This window comes from Vibrio sp. Vb0888 (assembly GCF_033338835.1).
Taxonomy (GTDB): domain Bacteria; phylum Pseudomonadota; class Gammaproteobacteria; order Enterobacterales; family Vibrionaceae; genus Vibrio; species Vibrio alginolyticus.
This window is the reverse complement of record NZ_JAWOTL010000003.1, coordinates 60285-72854: the sequence shown is the minus strand read 5'-3', so window position 1 is coordinate 72854 and position 12570 is coordinate 60285. Positions and strand designations below refer to the sequence as shown.

At 43.9% G+C, this 12570-nt stretch carries 11 protein-coding genes; 4 read left to right on the top strand and 7 right to left on the bottom strand.

Annotation, left to right across the window (positions count from 1 at the left end; genetic code table 11):
- Positions 1-8: 8 nt before the first annotated feature.
- The 3 genes from R7P72_RS06445 to R7P72_RS06435 are packed head-to-tail and all read left to right on the top strand — an operon-like array spanning position 9 to position 4764.
- Complete coding sequence (locus R7P72_RS06445; protein ID WP_213907231.1) at positions 9-3185, top strand: response regulator; 3177 nt, start codon at positions 9-11, stop codon at positions 3183-3185.
- 9 nt (positions 3186-3194) lie between these two features.
- Positions 3195-3671 (top strand): hypothetical protein, encoded by a 477-nt coding sequence (locus R7P72_RS06440; RefSeq protein ID WP_005377797.1) that lies wholly within the window; start codon positions 3195-3197, stop codon positions 3669-3671.
- Between the two features lies 1 nt (position 3672).
- The gene (locus tag R7P72_RS06435; RefSeq protein WP_005377798.1) at positions 3673-4764 is read left to right on the top strand and encodes a hypothetical protein; all 1092 of its coding nucleotides are present in this window, start codon (positions 3673-3675) and stop codon (positions 4762-4764) included.
- A gap of 146 nt (positions 4765-4910) precedes the next feature.
- On the opposite strand, the gene R7P72_RS06430 is transcribed toward R7P72_RS06435, so the two are convergent.
- From R7P72_RS06430 to R7P72_RS06415, 4 genes are all read right to left on the bottom strand, one after another.
- Positions 4911-5222: a hypothetical protein gene (locus R7P72_RS06430; protein ID WP_005377799.1), complete on the bottom strand. Its 312-nt coding sequence runs from the start codon at positions 5220-5222 to the stop codon at positions 4911-4913.
- Between the two features lie 202 nt (positions 5223-5424).
- Positions 5425-5859, bottom strand: a complete 435-nt coding sequence (locus tag R7P72_RS06425) for a DUF962 domain-containing protein (RefSeq protein WP_005377800.1) — start codon at positions 5857-5859, stop codon at positions 5425-5427.
- Positions 5860-5978: 119 nt separating this feature from the next.
- Entirely contained in the window at positions 5979-6332 is a 354-nt protein-coding gene (locus R7P72_RS06420) for an MmcQ/YjbR family DNA-binding protein (RefSeq protein ID WP_017633985.1), read from the bottom strand.
- A gap of 23 nt (positions 6333-6355) precedes the next feature.
- On the bottom strand, positions 6356-6838 hold the full coding sequence (locus R7P72_RS06415; RefSeq protein ID WP_053350391.1) for a MarR family winged helix-turn-helix transcriptional regulator: 483 nt from the start codon (positions 6836-6838) through the stop codon (positions 6356-6358).
- Between the two features lie 110 nt (positions 6839-6948).
- Between R7P72_RS06415 and R7P72_RS06410 the strand changes: the two genes are divergently transcribed.
- Positions 6949-7836, top strand: coding sequence for a DMT family transporter (locus R7P72_RS06410; protein WP_064353868.1), 888 nt, complete (start codon positions 6949-6951; stop codon positions 7834-7836).
- Positions 7837-7968: 132 nt separating this feature from the next.
- Here the strand turns inward: R7P72_RS06410 and R7P72_RS06405 are convergent, their stop codons facing one another.
- The 3 genes from R7P72_RS06405 to R7P72_RS06395 all read right to left on the bottom strand — a co-directional run bounded on the left by R7P72_RS06405 (position 7969) and on the right by R7P72_RS06395 (position 12524).
- Positions 7969-9291, bottom strand: coding sequence for an EAL domain-containing protein (locus tag R7P72_RS06405; RefSeq protein WP_195723099.1), 1323 nt, complete (start codon positions 9289-9291; stop codon positions 7969-7971).
- Between the two features lie 519 nt (positions 9292-9810).
- Entirely contained in the window at positions 9811-11082 is a 1272-nt protein-coding gene (gene gabT / locus R7P72_RS06400; RefSeq protein ID WP_206957281.1) for a 4-aminobutyrate--2-oxoglutarate transaminase, read from the bottom strand.
- A 14-nt stretch (positions 11083-11096) separates the two neighbouring features.
- Positions 11097-12524 carry an NAD-dependent succinate-semialdehyde dehydrogenase gene (locus R7P72_RS06395; protein WP_213907230.1) on the bottom strand — a complete coding sequence of 476 codons (1428 nt, stop codon included), beginning with the start codon at positions 12522-12524 and terminating at the stop codon, positions 11097-11099.
- Positions 12525-12570 lie beyond the last annotated feature (46 nt).

Here is a 12570-nt window from a genome sequence, read left to right as displayed (position 1 = left end):
ATATGGAAATGCGCGTGGTAGGAATCTTTTCTTGGAACAACCTGTCGGTAAAACAAAAGCTATTTGGGTTGGTTTTGCTGCCAATTTTATTGTTGCTTGTCCTCGCGGGTAAACATGTACAAAGCCTTTCTATCCAAACTCAGGAACTACAAAAAGCACAGTTATTCTCTGTCTACATAGACCGCGTATCTTCGCTTTATCACCTACCGAATAACCCTGATGTAATAGATAAGCAACTAAAAACTCAGCAGATATCTCAATTGTTACGCGACACCGCTGCGCCAGTATTCGGTGAAAACGCTGAGATACTAAACCAGTTGATAAGCTTTGAGGAAGCAACCCTCTCGATGCTCTCTTCGCAAAATCAAGAAGAAAAGTTAGATGCGGCAGAGTGGCGAGCTGATACGTTCAAAGAAATCCTCATGAGCTTAGACAAAGTCTATTTTAGAAATGTGAGTTATGAAACAAACACTCACCTTTCTTCTTTGATGCAACTTGAATGGTTGATGTTTTGGTCCACTGAAGAGCATAGATTAAGCGAATATTTGATTCGATCTTCAGAGGAAAATAACGAGTATGACCTCACAACACAGGCTTCTATCCAATCTTTAATCCAGAACCAACAACTATTTCTAGAGCGTTTTGTGACGCTAAATGCCAATCAACAACAAGTAGATCTGCTCATTGAGACGTTTACGGGTGAAGTCTTTATCAAAAGCCAAGAGTTTCGTGCTTATTTATTGCAACCAGCTCAACTCAAATCATTAACCCCGGATGAGATTGATGCGGGGTTATCTGCACTCAACAAACGCTTATCGTTATTACAAAGTGTTGACGACAAAATGGAACAACAGCTGAGTGATGATATATCAAAGACAATCAACACGACGACACAGCACCGCTTTACCTTTATCGCAATGATGAGCCTTTTAACGCTGTTGGTCGTAAGTTTAACGCTAAGATTGGTGCGAAAAGTTACTGGAAACTTGAATCTAGTCCTCAAATTTCTCAGTAACGAAAGCAATGAACAAAGTAACACTGAAAATTCACCTCTTGCTCAACTAATAAAGGGTAAAGACGAGCTGAGTAAGTTTGCTCGAGAGGTAAAAAAGCTTAGTGATGAGCGGATGTTGTCCAGACTAAAGCTCACACAAGCTAAAGAAGATGCAGAACAAGCAAAAGATGATGCAATTAAGGCGAGTAAAGCCAAAAGTAGCTTTTTGGCCAACATGTCCCACGAGATCCGCACGCCGCTAAATGGCGTTATTGGCATCTCTGAAGTGTTATCCGATACTTCCCTGACTGCCACACAACGCGATTACGTCGACACGATTGAAACCTCCTCCCAACTGCTTTTGAGTTTAATTAATGACGTTCTAGACTTCTCAAAAATTGAATCTGGGATGTTGCTCATTAGCCCACATTCAACTTGTGTTCGAGAGTCTATCTATGACATTGCTTCTATCATTTCACCGAAAGCAAAGGAAAAAGGCATCGATGTGCAAGTCAACATTAGCCGTAACACGCCTTACCACGTAATGTTGGATGACCATCGTATACGCCAAGTTGTCATGAACTTCATGTCTAACGCGGTAAAATTTACCGAACAAGGCAGTGTAGAGCTATCGGTCATCACCCGCGAAATAAAAAATGGTGAAGCGGTCATCGAGTTCTCTGTTAAAGATTCAGGGATTGGTATTGATGCCCAGCAGCAAAAGAAAATATTTGCTCCATTTGCCCAAGAGGATAACTCTACTACCCGACAATTTGGGGGAACTGGACTTGGGCTTGCCATTAGCACGCAATTAGTTGAGCTAATGGGTGGAGAAATTCAACTTGAATCCGAGAAAGGTAAAGGCAGTCGCTTCTTCTTTGAACTAACTGCTCCTGTTGTGACGCAAGAGTTTAACGCTTATCACGCTCTGAATCACAACGACATATGGATTGTATGCAGCAGTACTCAACTAGAACAAAAACTGCGTAACGAGTTAAGTTTTTTCAACATCAATATAACGCAGTCAGTAGATACCTTAAGTGCGTTGCCAACGTGGATTGATAACGAGCGCGTTATCGTTATTCATGTAGAAGCATCACCAAATGCAGCGGCGATGCATATCGATGAGATAGAAAGCCTTTGTAAACGAAACATTCGTGTCTGCCTCATCAAGCACCTTCATAGCCCACAATTCGACTTTAGAAGCAGTATCAGCGCCTTGGTCACTCAGCCACTACTAGGGCAGCGCTTAATTAAAGCACTTGAAAGTTGTGCGGCAAATTTCTCGCACGCACAACAAGAGAGCATTTCAGCGCAACATGTTAAATCTTTGCCGAAAATTTTGGTCGTTGATGACAATACGGTCAATCAAAAAATCGCGGGGCTACACGTCACAAAAGCTGGCTTCGACTTTGATGTCGCTGTAAACGGACAAGAAGCGGTTGAGCAATTTCAACAGAATCAATACAGCCTAATTTTAATGGACTGCATGATGCCCGTAATGGATGGATTTGAAGCCACCCAAATAATTCGTCAAATAGAAGTAAAAGAAAAACGCGCTTTCAGAATTCCGATTATTGCTCTAACGGCAAGTGTGGTCGATGACGATATACAAAAATGCTTTGACGTTGGAATGGATGACTATGTGCCCAAACCGTTTAAAGCAGGGTTGCTTAAAGAGAAGTTAGATAAGGCAATTGGGTTACGTGTTTCCAACACGAAGCCTGCTGAACCACACCAAGAGAACACCCCCCCCGATAAAACTCATGAACTACCTGCAAGTTCTGAGCAACCAGAAGCAACGGTAACGCCTATTCGCTCCGAACGCATCTTGCTTGTCGAAGATAATAGAGTGAACCAGAAAGTGGCTTCTCTATTGCTATCTAAAGCAGGCTATCAATTCGAAGTCGCAGAAAACGGACAAATTGCAGTCGAAATGTTCCAAAAAGATGGAAAGTTTGATGTTATTTTGATGGATTGCATGATGCCCATAATGGATGGGTTTGAAGCTTCTAGGCAAATTAGAGCTTATGAAGCGAGTAAAGGATTAGCTAAGACGCCCATTATCGCATTAACAGCAAGCGTCGTAGATGATGACATTCAACGCTGCTTTGATTCAGGAATGGATGCCTACGTACCAAAGCCTGTGCGCAAAGAAAAACTGTTGTATCAAATTGAACAAGCAATGTAGGTGGATTCTATGAGTAGAAATCATTCTCGCGTTGCTTTTCCTTTGCGTTACATAAAACGCTATCTGTTTATTCTGATTGCCCTTCTTTCATTAAATTGCCAAGCTCTCGCTGCAGAGAGCTACGCCGTTTTCTCATTTAATGACGAATTCTCTCCGCTCACTGTCAATAAAGTGCGAAAGTTGTATAGAGGGAAGACGCAACTTTTACAAGGCCAGCGAATTGAACTCTCTGACTGGCCTGCGACATCAACAGAAAGAGCTGAGTTCTATCGTTATCTTCTCAACAAAAATTTAGCGCAAATGAACGCGCATTGGGCAAGCTTGTCTTTTTCAGGTAAAGCTAGACCGCCAAAAGTGATTGCACGCTCCAGCATTGATGACCTCATAGCATGGATGCAAGAGAAGCCGAATAGAATTGGTTATGCCCCAACATCGAGCGTCCCAAGTAATGCTCATGTTTTATGTGTGGTTAGCTCGGAGAATTGATATGAAAAAATATTTAACCATGTTATCGCTGAGTATCGCGACCTTTCCGAGCTCAGCCACGATTGAACTAACAGAACAACTTTCTTTAAGTGGTTTTGGCTCTACGTCGTGGGCAAAATCCGATAACCCAACTACGTTACTAGTTAACCGCTTTATTGGCGATGAATCTTGTTTCGATTGCGATACCACTTTCGGCATGCAGCTCGATTATTTTCACAAGGCATTTCGGGCATCCGCACAAGTCGTAAAGCGCCCGCAAGACCATTGGAGCTCGCCTCAGCTCGAGTGGGCGTATTTGGCTTATACCTATCAAAACATAGAAATACGAGGAGGACGCTTAAGACTGCCACTGTTTTTGATGTCTGAGTACAACTATGTCGGCCACGCTTTTACCCAAGCCCGCCCACCGAATGAGGTATATGACAGCATTCTAGGTATCACGGCTTATAACGGCCTATCTGCACGCTGGATTCATGACCTCAATGAGCAAGTCGTACTTACCGCCATGCCGTTTGTCGGGTTTAAAGACAATAGTGACGTAACCATCAATGAACGTACTGAATTGGAAATTGAGTCAAACAACACTGCAGGGATCAACTTAACGCTAAGCGGAGAGAGTTATCGTTGGAATTTTTCCTACCTCCACGGCGATTATGATCAAACAACGACGCTCTCTAACATTGAGCAATCCACTCCCGGTGGCGGAACCACAATCATTGACCGTCTAGTTGAAGCAGAAAAAAACAACACGATCGATCTGTTTTCTCTAGGGTTAAGATACGAGCTCGATAACATTGTGATTATGGCAGAAGGACAGACCAGCAATCTTTCCTCATCTTGGTACGCGACAACAAGTTATAATGTAAACAAGCTAACTCCTTATATTGTTTACGGTCAGCAGTTTAATAGTCGGGATAAAAAAAGTGGAGACAGTTTCTTACTCGGGTTGAGATATGACCTAGATTACAACGTTTCCCTGAACGCAGAATGGCAAAGGTTCAACGCCTACAATAATAGCTCTGGCGCGTTTTCATCAGCCCCAAAGGATGACAGTGCGAGCCTTTATACGCTAATGCTCAACTTCGTTTTTTAATGTTTCTTACAGTACCAATTTCCACAACACTGGGGGCTGCTGTATTAAGAAGGCTTTTTGCAACACGTAACTAAACGCTAAACGACTGGAAGGGATAGAATCGTTCAGATAGGTAAGTGGCAATCCAAACAGAGACAAAGGTTACTCTATTTCGGTTTGTTTTGATTGCCTTTTAACCGCTTTTCTTTGCGTCGCAGTGCCCGGAAAAACTTTGACTCTTCGTGGTACCAACCAAGGACACTAATTGGAAAGCCCACGAGCATCATAATAAAAACATCCGCAGGGAGTTGTTCCCAAATGTCGCTTAAAGAATGCAGCTCTCCAAAAATGAACAAACCGATGACTTTACCAAGCAGTAATGCACAACAAATCATAAAGAAGGACTTTAATATATAGTGCCATTTGCCTTTTTTACGCTCTTCTCTCCAATAGGCATATTTATATTGTCGGTCGTACATTCATCCCCCTAAAGTAAACTTGCCGTAAGTTTAAGTATCTCGATAGCGTAAAGTGCGTTGGCACCTCTTTAATCATAGTGCGTATCTAAAGTGAATGCTTGTCGTGGCAATAAGAAGGATAGGTATTCTGTAGTAAGAGCTACATAATCTCTGAACGTTATATGTCTTGTGTCATTCGGATGATGCCTGATTTTGCTTATCGCTAGTGTTTTCTGAACACCCAAATCGGGCCGATGAGTAGAAACTGTAAATCCTCAAAAAACGACGGTTTTTTACCTTCAATCTTGTGACCGATAAATTGCAATATCCACAATACACCAAACAAGAGCATAGAAATATGCAGAACGGGCAACATCAATACCTCTAGAGACCAAATAAGGCCAATGCACGCTAATGTGTAGCCGATCATCATCATGAATACGCTCAGAGACAAACGAAAATAGAAAACCCAAGTGGGGATCACCGCTACCCAAACCCAATTAAGTTCGAAGCCTAATAATGAAATCTGGGGAATCGACCAAATAAGTCCAACCACAGAAAGGTAAATACCTGGAACTGCGATTGTGTGAATCTTTTGGTTGATAGGGTTTTGGTGACTCTCCCCGTATTCTTTTAGCCATTCAGATAATGCTCGCATATCATTCCCCTTTTCCACCTTCTTATTCTTATATAGCCCGAGGATGAAAAAGGTGCGAATTTTTCCGTAAAGGCTACGAGCAACGAGCGACAAAACAACAGAGGCCAGTGCGTTGCCGATTACTCACCAAGCAACGCTCGTTGTGCTTTCGGCAGCTTGGCAACGACAAGAGCATAAGAGCGTTCACACAAGTCTTGAATCAACCCATCCTCGACATCACCGTTAAAATAAACCGTTATCCAATGACGCTTATTTAAGTGATAACCCGGGATAATATCCGTAAACTGCGACGTTAAGACTTCTCCATCTTCTGGTTTTACTTTTACGCTGACATACTCCCGACCGTTTCTCTCTGCAATGATGGCAAACATCTTGCCTTTGATTTTGTATACAAGCGCTTCAGGCCCAAATGGGAAATCGCTTTCTGCACACATGAAGGTACTTAAGTATTGTTCTAGTTCTTTGCTTTTCATATCCCCTACCTCCTTCTGCGTTCTCATTCAAATTGTGGCAATAGCAATTTTAACGCCTGGTTAACCTGCGCTTTTTCATTGCCTTCTAAACCATGCAATAACGATTGCTGAACGTCTACATGCTCCAAAATTAGCTTGTCAATTAAGGTTAAGCCTTGCTCTGTTAGTTCAACGGTGACGCTACGTCGGTCTTCTTTACTATGGGTTCTGGTAATAAACCCTTTCTTCTCTAGTTTATCTAAGCGATTAGTCATCGCACCCGAAGTGAGCATCATCGACTCTATTAACGCTGAGGGAGTAAGACAATATGGTGAACCAGCTCGACGCAGTGTCGCTAACACATCAAATTCACCCATTTTCAGATCGTACTTCTTATGTAGCTCGGCGACCCTAGATTCCATGTGTTTTGCAATTCGCATTAGTCGACCCATTATTGCCATCGGTTCAGTGTCGAGGTCTGGCTTCTCCCTAGCCCACTGCTCTACCACTCTATCAATTGCATCCATTATTTCTCTCCAAACATCATATGTTTTTTATTTTAACATAAAGATACTTTACAAAAAGCCACCTTGCCGATATCGTTACATTTAATTATCTCTACATAAAGATATTTAACATGAACATTTTACTTGCGATGATTCCTGCCTTTTTTTGGGGGACGACTTACGCTGTTACTCAGTTTACTCTACCGGACTGGCCTCCCGTTTTACTTGGCGCTCTAAGGGCACTGCCTGCGGGTCTTTTGTTGCTGGCAATAAAGCCCTCGTTTCCAAAAAGAAGTGAGTGGAAGGTGCTGCTTGTTTTAGGAACCATCAACATCGCTTGCTTCTTTGGTCTCATTTTTGTCATGGCGTTGACGCTTCCTTCTGCCATCTCTGGTGTTGGTATGGTTTCGGTCCCCGTTTTTGCGATGCTGTTTGGTTGGGCGGTCTACAAACGTCAGCCTAGTGGCATTCAAGCGATAAGCGGCGCAACTTTGATTGCTTTAGCTTGGTTCTTATTTGATCCTAGCTCTATTTCTCTCGAACCCGTGGGCTTACTTGCGATGATCTCCGCCATTATGTGCATCGTGATAGGAAGTAGCGTAACAAAGTCACTAGGTACAAAAATGCACTGGTGGACAGTGCTAACATGGCAGCTCATTTTGGGTGGCGTGATTATGTCTATCGCAACAAGTGTGCTGGCGATAAACAATCCAGAGCCATATGTTACAGTCGTTCAGGACGTATCCATGACGAATATTCTAGGGTTACTGTGGGTAATTATTCTGAACACCGCATTAGGGTATGGCATGTATGTATGGTTATTACAGCGGATGTCGGTCGTAGATTTTACCTTTGGTGGTATTGCAAACCCAGTCGCAGGCATTGTTTCGGGCCTACTGCTATTGGGGGAAACGTTCACTCCTCTGCAATACAGCTTAATGCTGGGAATGATCGTAATGTCATTACTACCTCAGCTCATTACGTCAATCAAAACGAAAAGAGCCGCACTCTCCTCCTAAGTAACGTTAATTCCTAACACTCTAGGAGTAATGAGAGTGTTAGGAATCCTCAAGTGTGAGCCTACCAGCAGAAATCAGCGCTAACCTAGGAAACTGGCACCTTTAAAGCGGGATGTTATGACGTTATGGCTATTAAGCGCTTGCAAGGTTAGTCAGGGGCTCTGGTTTAGCGTAAACATAACCTTGAATAAGGTAAATCGCATGCTGAGCCAGATATTCGACTTGAGCCTGGCTCTCTACACCTTCTGCAATCATCTCACATTCCGCTTTGTTCGCTGCAGACACAATTGAGTCCAGCACTTTCAATTTTTGGTCGTCAGATCCTATTGGATCAATAAACATCTTATCCACTTTTAAACATCGGATGCCCAAATCTTGTAGGTAAGAAAAGCCACCATATCCGGTACCAAAATCGTCAATTTTGAACTTGTAGCCTTTATTCGTTAAATACAAAATCTCTTTTTTCGCGGCCTCAGTGTCTTTTACTGGTATTCTCTCGGTCAACTCAAAATGAATTCTATTCGAGATTGGCCAATTTAACTCCGACAGCAACTTCGTTAATACGCCTGACTCTAAATGGGAGGAAACAATATTGATGCTGACCCACGTATGCTCGGGTAAGTCACTTAAGTCTTGTATGATTTTACGAATAAGCTGATTGGTCATCGGGATAATCAGGCCACTTTCTTCTGCAGCACCAATAAACATATTTGGTGGCACCATTCCATCACGCCGCGACCATCGAATCAGTGCTTCGTATCCTACTGTCTTACCATCGCGACTATCGACAATCGCCTGGTAGTAAGGAATAAATTCTGCATTACTAATCCCATTTTCAATTAGACCAGTAATGGATTTTCTCAAGCTTTTACCAGATATGTATGCAAAGGCAGTCGCAAGACCAGCAAGCACACTTACAAGACCGCCCCACAAAAGTACTCTTTCCTGAGCATAATTTTTAAGTTTTTCACCGCTGTATATCTTTATGAGCATGTTGGCTTGAGACTCTCCTGAAAAGAAAAACTCTTTTGAGAGTGCGTTTTCTTCTCCTGCAATATTCGCTTTGCCACGGCTTATCGTTAAATCACCAAATATTGGTTCATCATACTTAAACTCTACAAATAGGCAGTCTTTGCAAGGCGTTTTTATTACCTCGTTAACCCAACTGTTATCAAGCACCCAGAAGACTTCAACGTGTTCATTATCATAAATGACCATCCACTCTATTTGGTCATTCTGTTGCGGCAAAATAAGTGATGCGAAAAAGTTTTCATCCATCTGAAATCGTTCACTACTAGATGGGCGAGACACTTCACTACCAACCGTGGAACACTTTTTACCGCCTTCTGTGGTCATCGCAATAAAACGAATGTAACGGTTATAAAAACGTGGGTCGCGTAAAGTTCTTACATCACTATCACTACAAGTAAAATCTAACTGAGCAATCTGCTTCACTATTGCTCCGTCCAAATAGGCAGACCTTTGATTTAAATAATCTACGTAAGCATCTATTTTCGACGCTTTTACCGAGTTGACGTAAAAGTTGGTTATCGAATGAAAGGCCACTACAAATATGGCGATGGGAACTAAGCCGAGTAAAGTGGCATACCTTGTATTCTTTGTTATCAAAGTTCGTCCTGCTAATCTGTCAAGCAACCTAAGTGGGATATGAATACTATCTCATTTTTATAGTCCAAAAAGTGAGGAATGACGCTCAATAAAATGATAGGCTCAAGTGGCTTTCAGATGTCGGGATTTAGAATGTGAGCACCAAACCACATTCGAGGGGAACAGAGTAGCGAATAAGTGGAAAGTAAGAACGAGCCCAATTGTTAAGTCATCCGTAATAAAAGTGACGACTTGGAGCTTGAGCAATACTTTTTAGATAGGCAGCAGATACGCTAAAAAACAAAAAGGAAACGATTGATGCCAACCGCTTCCTTGATTTGTTATTGTTATTTAAAAGCGCGTGAATTACGCCACTTCAAGAATCACTTTTTCCAACTTATCTAAGCCTTCGTTCAGTACGTCAGATTCGATGGTCAGTGGAGGCAACAGACGAATCACGTTCGCTTTTACCCCACAAGAAAGCAGGATAAGACCATTTTCTTGCGCTTTAGAAATCACCGATTTGGTCATCTCTTGTAGCGGCTTACCTGATTCTGGGTCAGTAAATTCAATCGCCATCATCGCACCCGTAGTACGGATTTCACCAATAGCAGGCACAGATTGTTGCAGTTTGGTCATACGTGCATTGACCACTTCACCGATGCCCATCGCTTTAGCACACAAATCTTCTTCTTCGATGATTTTCAGCACTTCAAGACCAGCAACACAACCAAGTGGCGAGCCCGCATAAGTGCCACCTAAACCACCAGGCAGTGCGGAGTCCATTACATCCGCTTTACCAACTACCGCTGAGATTGGGAAACCACCAGCAATGCCTTTCGCCATTGTCATTAGGTCTGGTTCAATGCCTAGGTACTCTGTTGCAAACATTTTACCGGTACGAGCAAAACCCGTTTGGATTTCATCGGCAATCAGCATAATACCGTGCTTATCACACAGCTGACGCAAGCCTTGTGCAAACGCTTCAGGTGCTTTGTAGAAGCCGCCCTCACCTTGCACTGGCTCGAAGATGATCGCCGCAACGCGTGAAGGTTCGATATCGCAAGCAAATAGATCGTCGATCGCTTGTAAGCTTTGCTCAACGCTGATGCCGTGAAACGCATTTGGGTAAGGCGCGTGGTAGATTTCGTTCGGGAAAGGACCAAAGCCCGCTTTGTACGGCGCAACTTTACCAGTTAACCCCATAGTCATGTTTGTGCGACCGTGAAAGCCGCCTTTAAACGCTATCACGCCGCTACGACCTGTATGAGCGCGTGCCACTTTTACGGCATTTTCGACCGCCTCGGCGCCAGTAGTAAGAAAGATCGCTTTCTTCTTAGTCTCACCTGGTGCAAGTTCTGTCAGCTTTTCAGCCAGCTCAACGAATGACGCGTACGGCGTAACCATCGCACAGGTGTGCGAAAAGTTATCCAACTGAGCTTTGACCGCTTCACTGATGCGCTTATGAGAGTGCCCTGTATTGGTCACTGCAATGCCTGCTGCAAAGTCGATGTATTTATTGCCTTCGATATCCCATACATAAGCGTTTTCTGCTTTCTCGACGTAAAGCGGGTACAGTGCGCCCATGCCTTGAGCGATAACTTGGCTTCTTCTTTCGTGTAGTTGTTGGTTTGTCATTGTTTTGTCCTTAATTAGTTGCCGCCAAAGCAGAGATATTTCACGTCCATGTATTCATCGATACCTTGTTTTGCTCCTTCACGTCCGATACCGGACTGCTTAACACCACCGAAAGGAGCCACTTCAGTAGAGATCATACCTTCGTTAATGCCGACCATGCCGTATTCGAGCGCTTCTGCGATTTTCCAAACACGGTGAATGTTTTGGCTGTAGAAGTACGACGCGAGACCGTAGATGGTGTCGTTCGCCATTTCGACTAGCTGTTCGTCGCTGTCAAAACGAATCACTGGCGCGACAGGGCCAAAGATTTCCTCGGAAACAATCTTCATGTCGTGAGTAACGTCTTTGAGAACCACTGGCTGCATAAATAGACCATCGAGCTTTTTAAGCTCTGAAACCGGCTTCGCGCCTTGCTCGATAGCACCATCAATAAGCGTCTGAATGCCTTGCTTCGCTGACTCGCTGATCACTGGACCAATGTTGACCCCCTCTTCCAATCCGTTACCAACTTTGAGCTGCTGAACCGCAGCGTCAAACTTAGCAACGAATTCGTCATACACTTTGCTGTGTACATAGAAACGGTTCGCACAAACACACGTTTGGCCTGCGTTACGGAACTTCGACGCCATCGCACCCGCCACGGCTGCATCAATATCCGCATCATCGAATACGATAAACGGCGCGTTGCCACCGAGCTCCATTGAGGTACGTTTAATGTCCGCCGCGCTTTGCTGCATCAACACACTACCAACGTGGGTAGAGCCAGTGAAAGACAACTTACGAATCAACGGATGCGAAGTGAAGATAGCGCCTACCTGACGTGAATTTTCACCCAGAACCACTTGCAGCACATCGCGAGGGATACCAGCTTGGTAAGCAAGTTCTGCCACCGCAAATGCAGACAACGGCGTGGATTCAGATGGTTTTACGACAAAACTACAGCCTGCTGCTAAAGCTGGGCCTGCTTTGCGCGTGATCATCGCGATTGGGAAGTTCCAAGGCGTAATCGCACAGGCAACACCAATTGGCTGTTTGATGGTAACCAAACGCTTGTCTGCACTTGGTGCTGGAATCGTCTCGCCGTAGGTACGTTTCGCTTCTTCAGCAAACCATTCGATAAAGCTCGCGCCGTAAAGCACTTCACCTTGAGCTTCAACCAGCGGCTTACCTTGCTCTAACGTCATTAAGCGGCCAAGGTCGGCTTTGTTTTCTAACAGAAGTTGGAACCAACGATTGAGCATGCCAGCGCGCGTTTTTGCTGGCAGTGCCGCCCATTCTTTCTGCGCCACATTGGCGCGTTCAATGCCATTTAAAATGTCGTTTTCGGTTGAGACTGGTGCGTACCCGAGGAGTTCTCCGGTCGCCGGGTTTGTAACTGCAATGCCCTGTTGTGGATTCGCTACCATAAACGAAACAAGGCTTTGGTTTTGTATCTGTTGCATGGTCATTCCTTTTGACAACTCATCATCGCCGCAGATTCTACGGCGA